Source organism: Mycolicibacterium moriokaense (genome assembly GCF_010726085.1).
GTDB classification, from domain to species: Bacteria; Actinomycetota; Actinomycetes; order Mycobacteriales; family Mycobacteriaceae; genus Mycobacterium; species Mycobacterium moriokaense.
The window spans coordinates 871,294-891,876 of sequence record NZ_AP022560.1; the positions used below are offsets into that span (position 1 = coordinate 871,294).

Genomic DNA, 20,583 nt, shown 5'->3' on the forward strand with positions numbered 1-20,583 from the left:
TTAGCAATCGGGCGCGGGGTTGCGACATAATTCTGCTCAGGCTGAGGCCGTTGGTTGCGGGCCGGTCGGCGTGATTGGCTTGCGAAATGCCCGAGGAGCTCACCGCCGAGCAGGCCGCTGCCCGTTTGCACCCCGCCGACACGCTGGGCATGCCGCTGGGCCCCGGTCAGCCGCCGGCGTTCCTGCGCGCCCTCGGCGAGCGCGACGACTGGACCGACCTGCGCGTATACGGCGCACTGGTCGCGGTGCTCACCGAGCTGTTTAACCGCAGGGGCGTCCAGTACCGATCTGGTTTCTTCGGCCCGCTGGAGCGGGCGTTGCGCGACAGCGGCGCCGACATCGAGTTCGCGCCCGCGGACTTTCGGCGCTTCGGGCCGCTGTTGGAGCGGCAACGACCGCGTGTGATGACGACGGTCGCGACGCCGCCCGACGCCGACGGCTGGTGCTCGCTATCGCTGCACGCCGGCGGCACGATCGGCGAATTGCGCCGCGCCGGTGCCGATTCCGATCGGCTGCTGATCGTCGAGGTCTCCGACGCCTACCCGCGTACCTTCGGGTTGGGTGAGGGCAATCGCCACGCGCTGCACGTCGACGAGATCGACGTCCTCGTGCATTCGACGGACGCCCCGCTCGCGCTGCCCGGCGGCGACGTGCCGCCCACCGACGTCGACAAGGCGATCGCGCAGCACGCCGTCGGCTTCATCCCGGTCGGCGCGACGCTGCAGACGGGGATCGGGTCGATCCCCAACCAGATCGCCACGCTGTTGGCCGAGGGCGACGGCGGCGACTACGGGCTGCACAGCGAGATGTTCACCGACGGCTGCATGCACCTGCATCGCGCGGGCAAGATCAGCAACGCACGCAAAGGGCAGTACCTCGGGAAGAGCGTGACGACGTTCGCGTTCGGCTCGTCTGAGCTGTACGCATGGCTGGACGACAACTCCGACGTGGCGTTCCTGCCGGTCGAGATCGTCAACTCGCCCGAGGTGATCGCCGCCAACCACAACATGGTGTCGATCAACGGCGCATTGGCGGTCGACATCCAGGGTCAGGTCGTCGCCGACACCCTCAACGGCGATCAGTTCAGCGGTATCGGCGGCGCCGAGGATTTCGTGGCCGGCGCCGGGCTAGAGTTGTCGGACCGCTCGCTGATCTGCCTGCCGTCGACGTTCACCAAGGACGGCACGTTGCAGTCGCGGATCGTGCCGTGGTTCGGGCCCGGTGCGGTGATCACGACGCCGCGCCACCACGTCGACGTCATCATCACCGAATACGGCGCCGCCGAGTTGGAGGGCAAGACGGTCGCCGAGCGCGGTGAGGCACTCGCGGCGATCGCGCATCCGCAGTTTCGTGACGAGTTGTTGGCCGCGGCGGAGCGGGCGGCGAAGGGTCGTTCACCGGTCGGGTGACCCTCTAAGTCCCTTCAAGCCCCGCGAGCAGACGCGAAAACCCCCAACACGCCGACATTTTGGGGGAGTTGGCGTCTGCTCGCGAGTTAATGGGGGGTGTAGATCCACGGGTGACGCGGCAGCTTCGCCGGGTCGAACTGGCCCAGCATATCCTCGACGGTGTTCGCTTGGTAGCCAAGCGATTCGGCGATCTGTCGCAGCGCGGTTTCGACGCCGATTTCGGCGAGCGTGACGGCGCCGTCGCGTTTGGCCAGTCGCGCGCCGTCTTCGTTCAACACCAGTGCGACGTGCGCATACGTCGGCTCGGGGTAGCCGAGCAGTGCCGCGAGGTACGCCTGCCGCGGCGACGACGGCAGCAGGTCGTCACCCCGGACCACCTGGTCGATGCCCTGCGCCGCGTCGTCGACCACGACGGCCAGGTTGTACGCCGGTACGCCGTCGCCGCGGCGCACCACGAAGTCGTCGACGATGCCGGTGTAGTCGCCGTGCAGCACATCGTGCACCGTGTACGTGATCGCGTCGGTGCGCAGCCGCAGCGCGGGCGGACGGTTCAGTTGGGCGCGCTTATCGGAGCGTTCGGCGTCGGTGAGGTCGCGGCACGTCCCCGGATACGCACCCTGCGGGGCATGCGGAGCCCGCGGTGCCTGCGCGATATCCTTTCGGCTGCAATAACATTCGTACAGCAACCCGCGTTCGTCCAGTTGCGCGATCGCCGCGTCGTAGCGGTCGGCATGCTGTGTCTGCCACTCGGGCTCCTCGTCCCAGATGATCCCGATGGCGGCAAGATCGTCGAGTTGGCGGTTGGCGATATCGGTGAAGGTCCGGTCGTCGAGATCGTCGACGCGCACGAGGAACCGCCGCCCGGTCGACCGGGCGAACAGCCATGCCAGTACCGCCGTGCGCAGATTGCCGATGTGCAGATCGGCAGACGGGCTCGGGGCGAACCTGCCTGCATTCACCCCCGCAATCTAGCTAGTTGCGCTCCCAGGGCGGCGTCTCGGCCATCTTCTTGTAGTACTTCGCGAGGTGGCTCTTGACCCGGTCGACATCCTCTTTGGGCAGGTCAACCCCGCCGCGAGCACCGTCCATGATGCCGCCCGCCGCCATCACCCCGCGCGGCACGACCTCCAGCTTGCCGTCCACCACGTCGGCGATCAGCAGCTTGTATGCGGTGAAGTTGTCCTTGTTGTCGCTGTCGTACCAGACGTGGGCGTCGCGGTACTTCTGGTTGGGTTCGTCCTCCGCGCCGGCCCACTTGCGCACCCGCTTCTCGGCGGCGCCGCCGTCCCACTCCCGGTCACGGTCGGCCAGCGGGAGGTCTTGAAAACTTGTTACAGACATAGGGGTTGCGTGCCCCGGTCAGGCGGTTCCAAACTGCCGATTCCCTGTGACTTCGGCGTGTTAAGTCTCGCTGAGAGTGACCCAGCACGCCGAAATCGCAAATTATTGCGGGACGAGGCTGATCGGGTTCTCGCCCTGCGTCCAATCCGGATCACCGCAGACGCCGGGCTTCGACCGGAAGCTGAGCGCGCCGACCAGCGTCGCGGGGTCGAACGAATACATCAGATCGGCGGGACCGGTGCTCCCGTCGGGGCAGACCCGCCCATTCGGGACGTCGGTGCGTTCGACGATCCACGGGCCGCCGGCCACCCGGTTGATCTGTTCGATCAGCCCGGTCGACGAGGAGATCGTCCCGCCGCAGGTGACTTCGGGATTGCACTGCGTGGTGATGGTCCAGGTATTCGATATCGGCCCGTTGATGAAGGTGAAATCGCCGTCGAGCCGATCGTCCGCCCACGCCGTACCTGCCAACGCGACCGCGACGGCCACCAGGGCGGTCGTCGCTGCCGTCGAGCGGATCATCACCCCGCGAGCATCACACGTCTGCGCCGAGTCCGGGCACGATATCGCCGAGACTGAAGGTGACCGGCTGCTCGAGCTGCTCGTACGTGCACGATCGCGGGTCGCGGTCCGGCCGCCAGCGGTTGAACTGCGCGGTGTGGCGAAACCGCTCGCCCTCCATGTGGTCGTAGCGGACCTCGACGACCCGTTCGGGTCGCAGCGGTACGAACGACAGATCCTTTCCCGCATTCCACCGCGAGCCCTCGTTGCGACGCGGCGTGCGCTCACCCGACATGTGGGCGGCCCAGTTCCACGGGTGCTCGTCGAATGTCGTTACCAGGGGCTGCAATTCGCTGAAAAGCTGGCGCCTGGTCGCCATCGGGAACGCACCGATGACACCCACCGACGCGAGTGTGCCGTCGTCCTTGTAGAGACCGAGCAGCAGCGAGCCGATCGCGTCGTCACCGGACTTGTGCACCCGGTAGCCCGCCACCACGCAGTCGGCCGTCCGCTCGGGCTTGATCTTGAACATGACGCGCTTGTCGGGCTGATACGTGATCGTCAACGGCTTCGCGATCAGGCCGTCGAGACCGGCGCCCTCGAACTCGGTGAACCAGCGCTGCGCGGTGGGCAGGTCAGTGGTCGCGGGGGTGACGTGGATCGACGGGCCTGACCCCGCCAACGCGGCGACCAGCGCGGCGCGCCGTTCGGAAAACGGCCGTTGCGTGAAGTCCTCGTCGTTGAGGGCCAGCAGGTCGAACGCGATGAACGACGCAGGCGTCTTCTCGGCCAGCATCCGCACGCGTGAGTCGGCCGGGTGGATGCGCTGTTGCAGCGCGTCGAAATCCAGACCCGCAGCGGTGGCAATGACGATTTCGCCGTCGACGACGCAGCGTGTCGGTAGTTCGGCGCGTGCGGCCGCGACGAGTTCGGGGAAGTAGCGGGTCATCGGGCGTTCGTTGCGGCTGCCCAGCTCGACCTCGACGGCGTCGCGAAAGCAGATGGACCGAAAGCCGTCCCACTTTGGCTCATACGACGCGCCCGGCGGGATCGTTTTCACCGGCTTGGCCAGCATCGGGGAGACCGGCGGCATCACGGGCAGTCGCATCGCCTCATTGTCCCCGTGCCCAGTCCCCGTGAAACTTTCCGCGCCGTTGACGTGTCCAACAGTTCGTCCATGTCTACCGACACAAGGAGAAGTGATGCAGAGCTGAGGTTCCTCATCGACCAGGGCGGCGGCTACCACGTGCGCTTCGCTGCGAACGAACACGTGCCTGCGCTGACCTATTGGCCGGGTCGAACGGCCAGGTGTACACGGTGAACGTCACTCAACCTGTTCACCGAGCTCGGCGCCGCCTCGTTGACGCCGACGGCCCAGGAGCTGGAAACCTGGCTCAACCGCAGCCGGTGAGCGGGCGACGACCTCCACGGGGACGTGGACGAGACACTCCCCGAACCGCGGAGTAACGTCCCCCACGGTCACCGTCACGGAACTCGGGTTCCGTGCGGGGTCGTCGGGGGCGAGGAGGTTGAGTGTTTCGGTTACTCACCAAGGCGTGGATGCCGCTGCTGCTGGTGGTGGTCGTCGCGCTCGGCGCTTACGCGGTACTGCGCATCCGCGGCGACATCGGGGGCCATGAGCTGACCGGAGGCGTCGCGGCGGGCGGTGGTTTCACCGATCCGTTCAATCCGAAGAACATCACCTACGAGATCTCGAGTTCGACAAAGGGCGGACCGGTCAGCGTCGACTATCTCGACGAGAACGGCCAACCGCACCACGTCGACGCCACCCTGCCGTGGTCGTACACGATCGTCACCACATTGCCGTCGATGTCGGCCAACATCGTCGCCCAGGCCGACACCGGCGTATCCGATCTGCGGTGTCGCGTCGTCGTCGACGGTCAGGTGCGCGACGACCGCAGCACCGACGAGTACAAGCCGTTCATCTACTGCCTGGTGAAATCCGTATGAGCGAACCGCATTCCACGCCCCGACGCGCGATCGTCCCGCGTCTCATCCGGACGCTGTCGATACCGATCATCATCGGCTGGGTCGCTCTTGCCGCCGTGCTCGCCGTTGTCTCGCCACCGCTCGACACCGTCGCCGACGAACATTCCGTGTCGATGAGCCCGAAGAACTCCGTGGCGTTCCAAGGAATGATGAACATCGGCAAGGTGTTTAAAGAATTCGACACCGACTCAACGGCCATGGTCGTGATCGAGGGTCAAGACAAGCTCGGCGACAGCGCCCACGAGTACTACAACCAGATCCTGGCGAAACTGCGGGCCGATCACGAACACGTGCAGTTCGCGCAGGATTTCTGGGGTGACCCGCTGACCGCCGCCGGCGTGCAGAGCCCCGACGCCAAGGCCGCATACGTTCAGGTGTTCCTGACCGGCGCGCAGGGCACCACGCCCAGCCACGAGTCGGTGGCCGCGGTGCGGGAGATCGTCGATTCGGTGCCTGCGCCCCCGGGGGTACAAGCCCACGTCGCCGGCAACGCCGTCCTCGTCGCCGACACGAGCATCGCGGGGCACAAGAGCCTGGCGGTGATGGCGCTCGTCTCGATCGGCGTCATCCTGGTCATGTTGCTCATCGTCTACCGCTCGATCGCCACCGCGATCATCGCGTTGGTGATGGTGGGTATCGAACTCTTTGCCGCGCAGGGGGTTACCGCGACAGCGGGCAACTTGAACATCATCGGGCTCACGCCGTATGCGGTCAGCATGGTGACGATGCTCGTCATCGCCGCCGGCACGGACTACGTCATCTTCCTGCTCGGCCGGTATCAGGAGGCCAGGTCAAGGGGACTCGATCGGGTGGAGGCCTACTACGACGCGTACCACGGCGTGTGGCATGTCATCCTGGGTTCGGGATTGACGATCGCCGGTGCATGTATGTGCCTGACGTTCACCACGCTGCCGTACTTCACCAGTATGGCGTTGCCTTGCGCGATCTCGTTACTGGTGGTTGTGGCTGCGGCGCTCACGTTGGCGCCCGCCATTCTGGTCGTCGGTTCCCGATTCGGTCTGCTCGATCCCAAACGTGCGCTGGCGACGCGCGGTTGGCGCAAAGTCGGCACGGTGGTGGTCCGGTGGCCCAAGCCGGTCATCGTTGCGACGTCGATCGTCGCGGTCGTCGGGTTCGCCGCTCTGATGACGTATGTGCCGCAGTACAACGACGACAAGTTCACACCGGCCGATCTACCGTCCAACATCGCCATGGCCGTCGCCCAGCAGCACTTCTCGAAGGCGCGGATGAACCCCGAACTGCTGATGCTGGAGGCCGATCACGATCTGCGCAATCCGGCGGACATGCTCATCATCGACCGAGTTGCCAAGAGCGTCTTCCACCTTCGCGGCATCGAGCGGGTGCAGACCATCACCCGTCCCCTGGGAGCGCCGATAGAGCACAGTTCCATTCCGTTCCAGATCGCGATGCAGAACTCGGCAACTCTGCAAACGGCCAAGTACAACAACGACAACACCGCACAGATGCTCGAACAGGCCGATGAGCTGAGTAAGACCATCGCCAACATGCAGCGGATGTACGAGATCACCAAACAGATCGTGGGGGTGACCCATGATATGACGGCGCGGACCCACGACATGGTGGACACCACCAACGAATTGCGCGACCACATCGCGAATTTCGACGATTTCTTCCGCCCGATACGCAACTACTTCTACTGGGAACCGCACTGCTACGACATCCCGATCTGCTTTTCGTTGCGCTCACTGTTCGACTCACTCGACGGCATCGACCAACTGGCGGGCAAGCTCGAGGGACTCGCCGGTGACATCGACCAACTCGACGTGCTGATGCCGCAGATGCTCGAGGTGTTGCCGCCCACGATCGCGTCCATGAAGACCATGCGCGACTTCATGTTGGCGACCCACAGCACCATGGCAGGCATCCAGAAGCAGATGCAGGAGGCCGCCGAGGGCTCGACGATGATGGGCAACTACTTCGATCAGGCCAAGAACGACGATTCGTTCTACCTGCCGCCGGAAGTGTTCCAAAACCCCGACTTCGAACGCGGTTTGAAGATGTTCGTGTCTCCCGACGGCAAGGCCGTTCGGATGATCATCACGCATCAGGGGGATCCCGCCTCGGTCGACGGGATCGAACACGTCGAAGGCATCAGGGACGCCGTGGCCGACGCGGTCAAAGGCACTCCGATGGAGAACGCGAAGGTGTCGCTTGCGGGAACCGCGTCGCTCTATGCCGATATGCAGAACGGTGTGAAAACCGACCTGCTCATCGCCTGCATCGCGTCGATGATCCTGATCTTTGCGATCATGTTGTTGATCACTCGCAGCGTGGTTGCCGCGTTGGTGATCGTGGGGACGGTCGCGGCCTCGTTGGGCACCGCATGCGGTCTTTCCGTCCTGCTCTGGCAGGACATTCTGGGGCTCGGGGTGCAGTGGATCGTCATCCCGCTGTCGGTAGTGATTCTGCTGGCGGTCGGCTCCGACTACAACCTGCTGGTGGTGTCGCGGCTCCGAGAGGAGATCCACGCGGGGCTGAACACCGGCATCATTCGCGCCTTGGGTGCCACCGGCCGCGTGGTGACCGCTGCGGGGCTGGTCTTCGCGTTCACCATGATGTCGATGATCGTGTCCGATCTGCGGGTGGTGGGCCAGTTGGGTATGACGATCGGCATCGGGCTTCTCGTCGACACCCTGATCGTTAGGTCCTTCATGACGCCCTCGATCGCGGCGGCGCTCGGCCGCTGGTTCTGGTGGCCGCTGAACACCTTCCGGATCCTCGATCGGTATCGCCGAACGGACGAGCGGCAGGCGGATACCGCACCGATCACCGAATCGGCGATGCAGTGAAAACCGGGGCTCACGCGATGTCGGAATCGAAACTGCGGCGGCGCACGGACGGCCGGTTGGACCGGTCGCGCGACCCCGCGATCCTCGATGCCGCCCTGGCCTGCCTGACGGAGAAGGGTTACGACGCCACCAACATGAACGACGTGGCCGAGCGCGCGGGGGTCGGAAAGGCGGCGATCTATCGGCGTTGGTCGTCGAAGGCGGCCTTGATGGCCGACGCCCTGGTCTATTGGCGGCCCGATCTGCTCGACAACAGCGCTCCCGACACCGGAAGCCTGCGTGGGGATTTCGACGAGCTCGTCGAGCGTGTGAAACGCAACGACGAATCCCTCGTGACGAACGACCTGATCCTGCGCGTCGCGGTCGAGGCCGCCAACGATCCGGAACTGGCGTCCGCGCTGGATCACCTGATGCTGTTGCGGGGGCCGCGCGTCATCTCGGCGATCCTGCGTCAAGCCCAGGCCCGCGGCGAGATCGCCGCCGAGAAGGACTTGGCCTTGATCGCCGACGTCGCCACCGCGATGAGCCTGCTGCGGGTGATCCGGGGGCAACGGGTCGATTCCGCATACGTGCGGCAGGTGATCGACACGTTGGTGCTGCCCGCCGTCGAGGACTGAGTCGGTTCCTTCGTCGGACTTCTCGGCGTACTATACGCTCGTACAGGATGGTGGGAAGAGGGGCTGCAGTGACGCGCTACGACTACATCATCGCCGGGGCCGGATCGGCAGGCTGCGTGTTGGCGAACCGCTTGTCGAAGGACCCGGGGATCAGCGTGCTGCTGCTCGAGGCGGGCGGTCCCGACCGCAGCCCGTGGCTGCACATCCCCAAAGGGTCGGGAAAGCTGTTCGACAGCGAGAAGTTCATGTGGCACTACGAGACGACGCCGTTCGGCCCCAAACCCCATGTCGAGCAGTGGATGCGCGGCAAGGTGATCGGGGGCTCGAGCTCGATCAACGGGATGATCTACAACCGCGGTAACCGCGCGGACTACGACGGCCTCGAGCGTCTCGGCAACAAGGGATGGGGCTGGGACGACATCCTGCCGATCTTCAAGACCTTCGAGGACAACGAGTTCGGGGCAACCGCCAGCCGCGGTGTCGGCGGCCCGCTGCACGTTTCCGTACCGCGCGACCCGGACCCCTTGTGCGAGGAGATGATCGAGGCCGCGACCGGCATTGGGCTGAGCCGGGTGCAGGACATAAACGAGTCCGACGAGGCGCGGATCGGCTATGCCACCTCAACGATCCGCGACGGACGTCGCGTCAGCGCGGCCACCGCATTTCTCAAACCCGCACTGCGTCGGCCCAATCTGGAGGTTCGCACCGGAGTCACCGCGCGGCGGGTGGTGTTCGACGACGACCGCGCGGTGGGCTTCGAAGTGGCGACCGGCGAGGGCACCGAAGAGATCAGGGCCACCCGCGAGGTGATCATCGCCCTCGGCAGCCTGAACTCGCCACGGCTGCTGCAGCTTTCGGGTATCGGCCCACATGAGGTGCTGACCCGCGCCGGCGTGCCCGTACGCCTCGAACGGGAGAACGTCGGCCGCAGGATGCGTGAACATCGCTGCGCCACTTTGCGGTATCGCTTGAAAGAGGACCTGGGCTACAACAAGCGCCTGGCCACCAGCCTGGGGCAGGCCCTCACCGGCATGAAGTACCTCGCCACTCGCAAGGGTCCGCTCGCGGCGCCGTCCTTCGACGTCGTCGGCTTCGTCAAGGCGCAACCGGGTGCCGAACGGCCGGGCGGGCAGGTCATGATGGGACCTTGGACGCTACCGCCGTACAACACCGGCGAGCCGGTCGTCATCGAGCGGGAACCGGGGATCTCCTGCCTGGGCATGGTGCTGCGCCCCACCTCGCAGGGGTTTGTCGAGATCACCTCCGCGGATCCGGCCGGTCCCCTGCGTATCACCCCGAACTACTTGCAGACCGCGGACGACCGCGCGGCGACGGCGAACCTGCTGCGCACGATGCGGTCGATCTTCGACCAGTCGCCGATCGCCGAACGGATAAGCCACGAAACGTATCCCGGACCCGAGGTGAGCAGTGATGAGGAGCTGGTGGACGCGGCGCTCGACGGCGGCTACTGCGGCTATCACGCCGTTGGCACGTGCGCCATGGGCCCGAATGAGGACGACGTCGTCGACAGCCAGTTGCGTGTGAGGGGAGTCGACGGATTACGCGTGGTGGACTGCTCGGTGATGCCGACCATGGTCGCGGGGAACCTCAACGGACCGGTGATGGCGATGGCTTGGCGCGCAGCGGATTTCATACTGCACGGGCGCTAGATGCCGAGGGCGGCCGTGAATTCGGTGACAAACCAGTCGACGTCGGACATCGAAAACACCAGCGGTGGACGGATCTTCAGGACATTGCCGTCGTGGCCGCACACCGAGATCAGCACACGCCGCTCCCGCAGCGCGTTGACGAGCCGACGGGCCTGCTCGCGGTCGGGCGTCTTCGTCTCGGGATCGGCGACGATCTCGACGCCCACGTAGAGGCCCGCGCCGCGGACGTCGCCCAACCGGGGATCGTCGATTTCCGCCAAATGCGTCCGCAGGGCTTGCCCCACGGTCGCGGCGTTGGCCATCAACCCCTCGTTTTCGATCACGTCGAGAACCGCCGACGCCGCGGCGATCGACACCGGGTTGCCGCCGAAGGTGTTGAAGTACGCGACACCCACCGCGAACGGTTCGAGCACGTCCGCACGCGCGGCCATCGCGGCGATCGGGATGCCATTACCCATCGGCTTGCCCGTGGTCACGATGTCGGGCACGACGCCGTGGCGGTCGAAACCCCACATCGCGTCACCCGTGCGCGCGAATCCAGGCTGCACCTCGTCGGCGATGAACACCCCGCCGCGGGCGCGCAGTTCGGCGACGGCGGGTCCGAGCGCCGAGGTGTCGGTGTAGATGCCGTCGGACGAGAAGACGGTGTCCACGATCAGGGCACTGACACCGTAGCCGGACGCCGTCAGATCGTCGGCGGCTCGCGCCACGTCCGCCGCGAAGCGGGTGGCGAGTTGGTCCGCGGGTATGCGGTAGGTATCGGGTGGGTCGACGATCCGCACATTGGGCCCGATGATGGTCGCACCGCCGAGCGACGGCGAGATCGCGGTCACCAGTGCCGTGTTGCCGTGGTAGGCGTCGCGGGTGATGATGACACCCGTTGCACCGGAACGCATCTCGGCAACGCGTAGCGCCAGGTCGTTCGCTTCGGACCCGGTGCAGGCGTACATGACCCGATCCACTTCGTCGGGCATCGTGGCCAGCAGCCGCTCGGAGTACTCGACGATGCCGCGGTGCAGGTAACGGGTGTGCGTGTTCAGCGTCGCCATCTGCCGCGACACCGCCTCCACCACGTGCGGATGGCAGTGCCCGACGCTGGCCACGTTGTTGTAGGCGTCGAGATAGCGCTCGCCGTCGGCGTCGAACAGATGGCTGCCCTGCCCACGGACCAGGTGCACCGGACGGTCGTAGAACAGCCGGTAGGCGGGGCCGAGGACCCGTTCACGGTCGGCGATCAGCGGATCACCACCCGACCCCGCCGAGTAGCTGTTGGAGTCCATGATGTTCGAGAAGCTCACGGCCAGTGCCTCCGGCATACGCAGATGATTGCTGTCAGTCTGCTGCATCGGCCCGCGTGGGTCACACTGTGGGAGTGTCAGGACTCCCCGCCGATCACGATCTGTACGCGCGCGCAGCCCTGCCGTCCTACGGGCGGGCCCCCGACGCGCCGTTACGCCTGCTCAGCCTGTCGGAGAACGCCACGTACCTGGTGGACGACGGCGATCCGCTGGTGCTGCGGGTGCACCGGGCCGATTACCACTCGCTGGACGCGATCCGCTCGGAGCTGGCCTGGATGGCGGCGCTGCGCGAGCAGACCGACGTGGTGACGCCGCAGCTCGTCCCGGCGCAGGACGGCAGCGAGGTGGTCGCGGTGGTACGCAACGAGCTGCCGCTCAACGTCGACGCCGTGACGTTCATCACCGGCTGCACGGCGGAGGAGATGCCGGAGGCGGTCGGCTTCGACCAGCTCGGCCGGATCACCGCCACCATGCACGATCACGTCCAGCAGTGGGAGGCACCGTCCTACTTCACGCGCTTCTCCTGGGACCTCGACTCGATGATCGGCCCCAACGGTCGATGGGGTAATTGGCGCGACGCTCCCGGGTTGAGCGCCGCCGACGAGGCCACGCTCGAACGAACCGTCGCGGAGCTACAGCGCCGCCTCAGCGAATTCGGTTGTACTCCAGATCGATTCGGCTTGATCCACGCGGACCTGCGGATGGCGAACCTGATGATCGACCCGCAGGTCCCGAACGGTCCCATCACCGTGATCGACTTCGACGACTGTGGCTGGTCATGGCATCTCGCCGATCTCGGCGCTGTGGTGTCGTTCATCGAGGACACGCCGGTGGCCGAGACGATGATCGCAGGGTGGCTCTCGGGCTATCAAGAGCAGCGAAAATTACCCGCCGAGCATCTCGAGATGATCCCCTCGTTCGTGATGCTGCGCAGGCTGCAACTCACCGCATGGGTGGCATCGCATGCCTTCGCCGACAGCGCAATCGAGTTCGCCGACGGTTTCGCCGAGCGCACAGCGCAACTCGCGGGTCGCTACCTCGGCGACCGGGACTGGTTGCGCGGCGCCATCTACGCCTAGTCGTCTCGCGCTTCGTCGCCGCATGTCCAACCATTGGTTACCCGAGTCGCGGTGTGCTATACATTCGTACAGCGAGGCGAGGAGCAGCGGTGAGTCGAGTGGCGGTGGTGACCGGCGGCGCGTCGGGTCTGGGTGAGGCAATCTGCACTGGGCTGGCCGCGGACGGTCACCGAGTCGGCGTGCTGGACGTCGACGCTGATGCCGCTGAGAAACTCGCCGCGGACTTGCGCGGACGCGGTGCGCAGGCCATCGCCGTGGCGGTCGATGTGGCAGACGAGGCAGCGGTTGAGCGCGCATTCGCCGCTGTCCGAGCCGAATTCGGTCCCGTCGCGATCCTGGTGACCAGTGCCGCTATCGGCGGCTTCACCCGCTTCGACAAGATCACCGTCGACGAATGGAACAGGTATCTCGCAGTCAACCTGACCGGGACATTCCTGAGCATCCGGGCCGCACTGTCCGACATGGTCGCAGCGGGCTGGGGCAGGGTCGTGACGATCTCGTCCGCCGCGGGGCAGCAGGGTGGGCCGAAGCAGGGGCACTATTCGGCGACCAAGGGCGGCGTCATCGCAATGACCAAGACTGTCGCGCGCGACTACGCCCGGTACGGCATCACCGCGAACTCCGTGCCGCCGTTCGCCATTGAGACACCGATGCTGCGCCAGCAGCAGGCCGAAGGCAAACTTCCGCCGGACGAGTACCTGACGCAGGCTATTCCGGCAGGCCGGGTCGGCGGCCCCGAGGATGTGGCGGGCGTGTGCTCGTTCCTGTGCTCGGACAGCGCCGGATACATCACCGGACAGGTCATCGGAGTCAACGGCGGTGCGGTGGTCTGAAAGGAGTCGGCATGACTGAGAATCGACCGGTCGCCGTGGTGACGGGAGCGAGCCGCGGCGCAGGCGCCGGAATCGCACATGCGCTGGGAGCGCACGGTTGCATCGTCTACGTAACGGGCCGCACCGTCGCGAGCGATGGAACTGTGCGCGGAACCATCGGCGAGACAGCCGAAATAGTCAGCGCCGCGGGGGGTGTCGGCATCCCCGTACCGGTCGATCACGCTGACGACGACCAGGTCTCCGCATTCTTCGAGCAGGTGGCGCGCGAGCAGGGCCGCATCGACATCCTGGTCAACAACGCCGCGATCATCCGCGACGAGATGATGGGGCGCACCAAGTTCTGGGAAGAACCGATCAACGTCATCGATACGCTCAACGTCGGACTGCGCAGCAGTTATGTGGCGACCGTGTATGCCGCGCCCCTGATGGTGCCGCACGGCAAGGGTCTGGTCGTCTTCACGTCATCGTCGGGTGCTGTGCATTACGCCTTCGGGCCGGCCTACGGAGTCCCGAAGGCGGGTGTCGACAAGATGGCGGCCGATATGGCGTTCGACTTCAAAGACACCGGGATCGCCGCCGTCTCGATATGGATGGGCTCGCTGCTGACCGACCGGGTCCGCGCGATCATCGCAAGCAATCCCGAGAAGTTCGGCCACATCCTCGAGACCGCTGAGACGCCGGAACTGACCGGGCACGTGATCTGGGAGCTGTTCCGCGATCCGGAGGTCATGGCCGTCACCGGGCAGACGCTGATCGGCGCCGAACTGGCCGTCAAGTACGGGATCACCGACGAGGGAGGACGCCAACCACCCTCCTACCGTGAGCTTTTCGATGTTCACCCGCACCAGCAGTATGGGCATGTGATGCGGTAGCGCTCACTTGCCCCGGGGCCGAGCGCCCCTGCCGTAGGTGATGTCGGCGTGGTCGGGATCCCAGCGGTTGTGGAACACGACGTCGGACAACGGACGGCGACGGACGGGCCCGTGTCGGCCGCGCGGCCAGCCGACGACGACGTGTCCGGCCAGGAACCATTCGTCGGGTACACCGACGGCGGCGCGCAACGCCTTCTCGCCGTCGTACGAGGCCCAACTGGTCATGCACGCGCCGAGCCCTTGGGCGCGGGCCGCGAGGTAGAAGTTCTGCATCGCCGGATAGATCGAGCCGCCCTGCAGGAACTCCGAGGAGAACTCGTTCTTGAACGCAACGAATAACACCGAGGTGAATTCGCCTGCGCGGTCGTGCAACTCGTAGGTGGCGCGATTGTTGCGCGCGGCGCGGCTGTTGTCGGCGGGGTCTGGCCGTGTCATGCCGTAGATGGATTCGATTGACTGCAAGGCGATCTGCGCGGCCTCGGCGACGGCGGTACGCTGTTCGGGCGCATCGAGCACGATGAAGCGCCACAGCTGGGCGTTCGCCCCGTTCGGCGCCCAGGTGGCGGCCTGCAGGCAGCGTTCCAGCATCTCTGGGGGAACGGGCTCGTCGGTGAACCGCCGGATCGAGCGAGCGGTCGAAAGAACTTCCCAGACGTCATCGGTGGGATGCGGCATTCCATCTATTTACTCGACTCATCCGCTGATGTCGAGGGCCATGCTGTACAGTCGTATTGCATCTGACTGGGAAGGCGGGAGTGACTCTGTGAGTAACAGATTTTCGATGGCAGGCAAGGTCGCCGTCATCACGGGGGGAGGCACCGGTATCGGGCGGGCTTCGGCGCTCGTGCTGGCTGAACACGGTGCTGACGTCGTGCTCGCGGGGCGCAGGGCCGAGCCCCTCAAGGAAACGGCGCGCGAGGTTGAGGCGCTCGGCCGACGGGCTCTCGCCGTTCCGACGGACGTGACAAAGGCTGACGACTGTCAGGCCCTGATCGATGCGGCGCTCGGCGAGTTCGGACGTGTCGATGTGCTGCTCAACAACGCAGGTGGCGGCGAGACGAAGTCGCTGATGAAGTGGACGGACGAGGAGTGGCACCAGGTGCTGGACCTCAATCTGTCCAGCGCGTGGTATCTGTCGCGCGCCGCGGCAAAGCCGATGATCGCGCAGGGTAAGGGTGCGATCGTCAACATCTCCTCGGGAGCCGGCTTGTTGGCTATGCCGCAGGCGCCGATCTACGGTGCGGCCAAGGCCGGTTTGCAGAACCTGACCGGATCGATGGCCGCGGCATGGACGCGAAAGGGCGTGCGGGTCAACTGCATCGCCTGCGGTGCGGTCCGTACCCCGGGCCTTGAAGCCGACGCGCGGCGGCAGGGATTCGACATCGACATGATCGGCCAGACGAACGGGTCGGGCCGGATCGCCGAACCCGAAGAGATCGGCTATGGCGTACTGTTCTTCGCCTCGGATGCGTCCAGTTACTGCTCAGGGCAGACGCTGTACATGCACGGCGGACCCGGCCCGGCGGGGGTCTGACGATGAACGTCAGCCACATCGGTCTCCGGGTGCGAGACCTCGACGCGTCCCTGAAGTTCTATGCCGCCCTTGGCTTCACCGAGGTGAAGCGCCTCACCGTGCCCGACCAGATGGCCCAGGGCCTGCTCGGCCTGGCGCCGCCGATCGGGTTCGAGGCGGTGTACCTGCGCAACGACGGTGTCATCCTGCAATTGCTGACGTTCTCCGGCTATCCGGCACCCGATGAACCCGAACGTGGGATGGTGGGCGCCGGGTTGACGCACCTTTCGATCGCGGTGCCCGATCTGCCGGCGGCACAGGCGGCGGTGACCGACGCCGGGGGGAGTGTGGTCGCCGACCCGGGCGGAGGCTTCGCCGCCATGGTCAGGGACCCCGACGGCCAGCTGATTGAGTTGGTCAACGAGAAGGTGCGGCCAATTCCGGTGTGAACCGGTGTGAATCAGCGCAGTTCGTCGATCATCGCGGCGTAGCGGTCGAGGAACGGAAGTGTGGTCGAGGGGTCATTGCCGTCGCGGCGACCGCCGCCGATCACCGCCCGGTTGAATCCGAGGTCGCGATAACGCGAGAGGCGATTGGCCGACGGGTCACCCCAGGCCATGATGGTCAGGTCGAGGGTCGCCGGGTCGCGGCCCGCGTCTTCTGCACGACGCCGGAAGTCGCTCAGCGCCTGCGACACATCCCCGAATGCCGCGTCACCGGGAAGCCACCCGTCGGCCCACGGGAGGCTTTCTGCGACAGCCCTCGGTCCGGTGGCCGCCACCAGCAGCGGCGGACCCTGCTGCTGATGCGGTTTGGGATGACACCACACCGGGTCGAAATCGTAGAAGTCGCCATGGTGTTCGGCTTCGTCAGCGGTCCACAGCACCCGCAGCGCGGCGACCATTTCGGTCAGCGCCCAGTAACGGTCCGCCCATGGAACCGGATTGACGACGGCGAGTTCCGCTCGTACCCCGACCCCGACGCCGAGCAGCAGCCTACCGCCGCTGAACTGGTCCAGCGTCGCGATCTGCTTTGCGAAGGTGAACAACTCGTGCTCGAGAGGCAGCGCTACGGCAGTGCCGAGACGGAGCGTGGTGGTTGACTGTGCCGCGGCGGTCAGCGACAGCAACGGATCCCACATCCGCTGTTGTGCGTGCAGCAGCGCCAAAGGCATGGCACCCCCAGACGACACCGGGATCTGAGGATGCTCGCCGACCCACAGCGACTCGAACCCGCGCTGTTCCAGTTCCTTTGCCAGATCGCCGGGGGCGAGATCATGCGGCGTGTTCAGGCTGACGAATCCGATGTCCATCGACTCTCCCTATGCGTGGATAGCGTGCTGTACGATCGTACAGGTGAGCGTTCTGTACTACGACCCCTATAACGTCGAGATCGATCGGGATCCCTATCCGGTGTACAAACGGCTGCGTGACGAGGCGCCGGTGTACTACAACGAGAAGTTCGACTTCTGGGGTCTGAGTCGTTTCGCGGATGTCGAATCGGCACTGCGGGACGTCGACAACCTCAGCAACGCCAAGGGTGACATTCTCGAGGTCGTCAAGGCCGAACCGGTGATGCCGGACGGGGTTTTCATCAACGAGGACCCTCCGGTACACACGGTGCACCGCCTACTCGTGTCGCGGGCGTTCACCCCGAGGAAGATGAAGGCGATCGAGGAGCAGATCAGGGAGTTCTGCGCGGCATGCCTGGACCCGCTGACGGGCGGTGACCGTTTCGATTTCACCCTCGACCTTGGTTCGGAGATGCCGATGCGGGTGATCGGCATGCTGGTCGGAATGCCGGACTCGCTGCAGCGCAGCGTCCGCAAGGTCGCCGGAGCGCGGCTGCGCAACAAGCCCGGCGAGCCATTGCCGGTGAAGAAGGACAACTACTTCAACGGCAACATGTTTCGGGACTACGTGGCGTGGCGCAAGGACAACCCGTCCGATGACCTGGTCACCGAACTGCTCAATGTCGAGTTCGAGGACGTCGACGGGCAGAAGCGGAAGTTGCGGACCGAGGAGCTACTGGTGTTTCTCGGTGTCATCGCCAACGCCGGTACCGAGACCGTCGGTCGACTGTTCGGCTGGCTCGGCAAGGTGCTGGCCGATCATCCGGACGCGCGTCGCGAGCTGGCGGCGGACCCGTCCTTGATTCCAGGGGCCATCGAAGAGGTACTGCGCCTTGAGCCGCCGGTGCATCACATCGCCCGTTATGTCGTCAAAGACGTTGAGTACCAAGGCCAGACCGTGCCGGCCGGCAGCGCGCTCCTACTGATGGCGGGTGCGGCCAACCGCGACGAGCGCAGGTCCGACCACCCCGACGTCTTCGACATCCGGCGCAATCCCAACCACCTGACCTTCGGTCGCGGTGCACATTTCTGCCTCGGGGCCTCGCTGGCCAGGATCGAGGGACGGGTGGCGCTGGAGGAGATCCTGAAGCGTTGGCCGGACTGGACGATCGACGAGGAGAACGCCGTCCGAGCCCCGACGGCGACGGTACGGGGCTGGGACTCGATGCCCGCGATCGTCGGCTAGCGCGGGCGCACCGGCACGTTGAGCCGGCTGTCCGGGCCCTCCACCGCGGTGAAATCCATGGTCCACGGGGCCTTCCCATGCTGCACGACCCAGCAGGATCCGGCGGCTTCGACCGGCGCGTTCAGTGCGGTCAGCACCCCGTCGACGATCGCATCGGGTTCCATCACAGGCACCCCGATGCGTTCGACAAGGGGTCGGCGGTCACCGAGCACACCGGTCTCGGTGATACCTGGGCAAATCGTGTGCGCCACAATGCCTTCAGCGGCAAGGTTCGGGGCGATCGACCGCATCAACCCGACGACGCCGTGCTTGCCAAGCGAGTAGACCGGGTCGGGATGCCACGGCATCAGGCCGGCCAGCGACGCGGTGGCCAGGATCGCGCGGTCCGATTCATGCTCCAGCGACCGCATGGCGCGAACGGCGGCGCGCACCCCGAACACCACGCCGTCGAGATTCACCCCCACCGATCGGCGGTACTGCGCGAGGTCCAGCGATCCGATGTCGCCCGTCCAGTGGATGGTGATGCCCGCGTTGAGAAACGCCAGATCGAGACCTCCGAATGAATGAAGGCAGGATGCGAAGGCGGCATCCACCTGCTCGTGATCGGTGACATCACAGGACAATCCGATGCCTCCGATAGCGCGGGCCACCTGCGACGCGGCATCACCGTCGATGTCGACGACGCACACCCGCATCCCCTCGGCCGCAAGCCGCACCGCTGTCGCGCGACCGATGCCGGAGGCTCCGCCGGTGATGAGGGCGATGCGCCCCGCGAGCTTCACTGGTCACCACCGATCAACAGGTTCGCTCTCCAGCTTCAGCGGACGAATGTAGGAGGCATCGCTGCGGTCCCACTTACCCTTGATGAATCCCTGGACCGCGCCGGAGTTGAGCACCGAAGAGTCACCGCTGATCATCCACTCGATGGTGCAGCGGCGAAGCGCGATCTTCCAGACGCCGTCGCGGCGCTCGAGGCGGTCCAGATAGCGGCCGCCCATCAGGGACACGATCTTGCCGCCCTTGACCCGCATGGCGCCCATCACGTAGCTCTCGGCGTGGGCCTCGTCGCCGTTGATCTCGCACGTGTGGGTGGTGATGTTGTGCAGGTGATCCTCGAACACCGCGGAGTGTGCCTGATTGGCCCACTCGCCGTATTCGGGGCCGGTTTTCACCGTCGGTCCGTGCTCGTCGATGCCGTCCTCGAAGTAAACGCTGCCCATGAGTTCGGCGTCGTGACGATCGTGTCCCCGCGCCTGGTTCATCACGCAGTCGAGGATCGCGGTCCGGTCCTCGAGATACTGCACACGCTTGCGGAGCTCTGCTAGTTCGTCGGAGTTCGTCATCTTGTCCTTTCCGCGACGGTAGGCTATACGATTGTATGGCATCGCTGCCATACGAACGTACAGCCCTGGTTCGCGGTGAGACAGACAGCGTCGCGGTCAGCGGGTCCGTTTGCGGGCAGCCGGTTTCCGCTTGGGGGCCGGCTCGATCGAATCCAGATAACGTTCGAATGCCTCGGTCAGGTCGGTATGCGCGGTCTCGACCCCGACGCCCTTCTCGAGGTTGAGGAACTTCGGCAGGCTGGAGATCAACAGCTGCAACGCCGGTAGCGACAGATCGCCCCACGGTCGGGCGTCTGCACCGAACTTCGCGACAAGCGCATCGAGTTGAAGCTTGCGCACGCTCTCGGTCACCGCGGCGATCTCCGTGCGAATGGACTTGCGGTGATTGCCCAACGCCATGAACTCCGTCATCATCGCGCCGGTCGCCTCGTCCCAGCTGTACTCCCACAGCGCGCGCAGCGGATCCTCGGTCCGCTTCTCCAGAATCTTGTTCAGATGGGCGAGGTTGCGTTCCGAATACCGCCGGATCGCCGCGATGAAAACGTCATCCAGGGTGGGAAAGTAGTACTGCACCAGGCTCGGGGTTACTCCGGCTTTGGCGGCCAGGGCGCGATACGTGACGCTCGCGTACCCCTCTTCGAGCATCATCGTCTCGACGCAATCGAGCAGGGTGTCGCGTGTCTTGGACGTTTCGGCGCCCACGCGCCGCGACGGCTTCGCCATGCCTCG

The 20,583-nt window shown here is 65.6% G+C and carries 21 protein-coding genes; 11 read left to right on the forward strand and 10 right to left on the reverse strand.

Annotation, left to right across the window (positions count from 1 at the left end; translation table 11 throughout):
• Nucleotides 1-86 precede the first annotated feature (86 nt).
• Complete coding sequence (locus G6N43_RS04180; protein WP_083154897.1) at nucleotides 87-1,409, forward strand: acetyl-CoA hydrolase/transferase family protein; 1,323 nt, start codon at nucleotides 87-89, stop codon at nucleotides 1,407-1,409.
• Nucleotides 1,410-1,495: 86 nt separating this feature from the next.
• On the opposite strand, the gene gluQRS is transcribed toward G6N43_RS04180, so the two are convergent.
• From gluQRS to G6N43_RS04200, 4 genes are all read right to left on the reverse strand, one after another.
• Nucleotides 1,496-2,368, reverse strand: coding sequence for a tRNA glutamyl-Q(34) synthetase GluQRS (gene gluQRS / locus G6N43_RS04185; RefSeq protein WP_083154895.1), 873 nt, complete (start codon nucleotides 2,366-2,368; stop codon nucleotides 1,496-1,498).
• A gap of 13 nt (nucleotides 2,369-2,381) precedes the next feature.
• Entirely contained in the window at nucleotides 2,382-2,750 is a 369-nt protein-coding gene (locus G6N43_RS04190) for a hypothetical protein (protein ID WP_083154893.1), read from the reverse strand.
• Nucleotides 2,751-2,852: 102 nt separating this feature from the next.
• Nucleotides 2,853-3,272, reverse strand: coding sequence for a hypothetical protein (locus G6N43_RS04195; RefSeq protein ID WP_083155012.1), 420 nt, complete (start codon nucleotides 3,270-3,272; stop codon nucleotides 2,853-2,855).
• A 13-nt stretch (nucleotides 3,273-3,285) separates the two neighbouring features.
• Nucleotides 3,286-4,359 carry an ATP-dependent DNA ligase gene (locus G6N43_RS04200; protein ID WP_083154891.1) on the reverse strand — a complete coding sequence of 358 codons (1,074 nt, stop codon included), beginning with the start codon at nucleotides 4,357-4,359 and terminating at the stop codon, nucleotides 3,286-3,288.
• A 425-nt stretch (nucleotides 4,360-4,784) separates the two neighbouring features.
• Between G6N43_RS04200 and G6N43_RS04205 the strand changes: the two genes are divergently transcribed.
• The 4 genes from G6N43_RS04205 (at nucleotide 4,785) to G6N43_RS04220 (ending at nucleotide 10,379) form a co-directional block, all read left to right on the forward strand.
• The gene (locus G6N43_RS04205) at nucleotides 4,785-5,222 is read left to right on the forward strand and encodes an MmpS family transport accessory protein (RefSeq protein WP_083154889.1); all 438 of its coding nucleotides are present in this window, start codon (nucleotides 4,785-4,787) and stop codon (nucleotides 5,220-5,222) included.
• Nucleotides 5,219-8,092: an MMPL/RND family transporter gene (locus G6N43_RS04210; RefSeq protein WP_083154887.1), complete on the forward strand. Its 2,874-nt coding sequence runs from the start codon at nucleotides 5,219-5,221 to the stop codon at nucleotides 8,090-8,092. Before G6N43_RS04205 ends, G6N43_RS04210 begins: the two co-directional genes overlap by 4 nt.
• A gap of 17 nt (nucleotides 8,093-8,109) precedes the next feature.
• Nucleotides 8,110-8,709, forward strand: a complete 600-nt coding sequence (locus G6N43_RS04215) for a TetR/AcrR family transcriptional regulator (protein ID WP_083154885.1) — start codon at nucleotides 8,110-8,112, stop codon at nucleotides 8,707-8,709.
• A 68-nt stretch (nucleotides 8,710-8,777) separates the two neighbouring features.
• A complete protein-coding gene (locus G6N43_RS04220; RefSeq protein WP_110810482.1) occupies nucleotides 8,778-10,379 on the forward strand; it encodes a GMC family oxidoreductase in 1,602 nt (533 codons plus the stop codon).
• On the opposite strand, the gene G6N43_RS04225 is transcribed toward G6N43_RS04220, so the two are convergent.
• Entirely contained in the window at nucleotides 10,376-11,677 is a 1,302-nt protein-coding gene (locus G6N43_RS04225) for an aspartate aminotransferase family protein (RefSeq protein ID WP_083155010.1), read from the reverse strand. The genes G6N43_RS04220 and G6N43_RS04225 overlap by 4 nt on opposite strands.
• Before the next feature lie 74 nt (nucleotides 11,678-11,751).
• Between G6N43_RS04225 and G6N43_RS04230 the strand changes: the two genes are divergently transcribed.
• The 3 genes from G6N43_RS04230 (at nucleotide 11,752) to G6N43_RS04240 (ending at nucleotide 14,461) form a co-directional block, all read left to right on the forward strand.
• On the forward strand, nucleotides 11,752-12,756 hold the full coding sequence (locus tag G6N43_RS04230; RefSeq protein WP_083154881.1) for a phosphotransferase enzyme family protein: 1,005 nt from the start codon (nucleotides 11,752-11,754) through the stop codon (nucleotides 12,754-12,756).
• Between the two features lie 89 nt (nucleotides 12,757-12,845).
• Nucleotides 12,846-13,589, forward strand: coding sequence for an SDR family NAD(P)-dependent oxidoreductase (locus G6N43_RS04235; protein ID WP_083154879.1), 744 nt, complete (start codon nucleotides 12,846-12,848; stop codon nucleotides 13,587-13,589).
• Nucleotides 13,590-13,600: 11 nt separating this feature from the next.
• Nucleotides 13,601-14,461, forward strand: a complete 861-nt coding sequence (locus G6N43_RS04240) for an SDR family NAD(P)-dependent oxidoreductase (protein ID WP_083154877.1) — start codon at nucleotides 13,601-13,603, stop codon at nucleotides 14,459-14,461.
• Between the two features lie 3 nt (nucleotides 14,462-14,464).
• Here the strand turns inward: G6N43_RS04240 and G6N43_RS04245 are convergent, their stop codons facing one another.
• Complete coding sequence (locus G6N43_RS04245) at nucleotides 14,465-15,136, reverse strand: nitroreductase family protein (RefSeq protein WP_083154875.1); 672 nt, start codon at nucleotides 15,134-15,136, stop codon at nucleotides 14,465-14,467.
• A gap of 88 nt (nucleotides 15,137-15,224) precedes the next feature.
• Between G6N43_RS04245 and G6N43_RS04250 the strand changes: the two genes are divergently transcribed.
• Together G6N43_RS04250 and G6N43_RS04255 are read left to right on the forward strand one after the other, a co-directional pair.
• Nucleotides 15,225-15,995 (forward strand): SDR family NAD(P)-dependent oxidoreductase, encoded by a 771-nt coding sequence (locus tag G6N43_RS04250; RefSeq protein ID WP_083154873.1) that lies wholly within the window; start codon nucleotides 15,225-15,227, stop codon nucleotides 15,993-15,995.
• Nucleotides 15,996-15,997: 2 nt separating this feature from the next.
• Nucleotides 15,998-16,423: a VOC family protein gene (locus tag G6N43_RS04255; protein ID WP_083154871.1), complete on the forward strand. Its 426-nt coding sequence runs from the start codon at nucleotides 15,998-16,000 to the stop codon at nucleotides 16,421-16,423.
• Nucleotides 16,424-16,434: 11 nt separating this feature from the next.
• On the opposite strand, the gene G6N43_RS04260 is transcribed toward G6N43_RS04255, so the two are convergent.
• A complete protein-coding gene (locus G6N43_RS04260) occupies nucleotides 16,435-17,286 on the reverse strand; it encodes a TIGR03619 family F420-dependent LLM class oxidoreductase (protein WP_083154869.1) in 852 nt (283 codons plus the stop codon).
• 43 nt (nucleotides 17,287-17,329) lie between these two features.
• Here G6N43_RS04260 and G6N43_RS04265 point away from each other — a divergent pair, with 43 nt between their 5' ends.
• Entirely contained in the window at nucleotides 17,330-18,511 is a 1,182-nt protein-coding gene (locus tag G6N43_RS04265) for a cytochrome P450 (protein WP_083154867.1), read from the forward strand.
• Here the strand turns inward: G6N43_RS04265 and G6N43_RS04270 are convergent.
• The 3 genes from G6N43_RS04270 to G6N43_RS04280 form a co-directional block, all read right to left on the reverse strand.
• A complete protein-coding gene (locus tag G6N43_RS04270) occupies nucleotides 18,508-19,293 on the reverse strand; it encodes an SDR family oxidoreductase (RefSeq protein ID WP_083154865.1) in 786 nt (261 codons plus the stop codon). The two genes, G6N43_RS04265 and G6N43_RS04270, sit on opposite strands and share 4 nt — an antisense overlap.
• Before the next feature lie 3 nt (nucleotides 19,294-19,296).
• Nucleotides 19,297-19,854, reverse strand: coding sequence for a nuclear transport factor 2 family protein (locus tag G6N43_RS04275; protein WP_083154863.1), 558 nt, complete (start codon nucleotides 19,852-19,854; stop codon nucleotides 19,297-19,299).
• A 96-nt stretch (nucleotides 19,855-19,950) separates the two neighbouring features.
• A complete protein-coding gene (locus G6N43_RS04280; RefSeq protein WP_083154861.1) occupies nucleotides 19,951-20,577 on the reverse strand; it encodes a TetR/AcrR family transcriptional regulator in 627 nt (208 codons plus the stop codon).
• Nucleotides 20,578-20,583 lie beyond the last annotated feature (6 nt).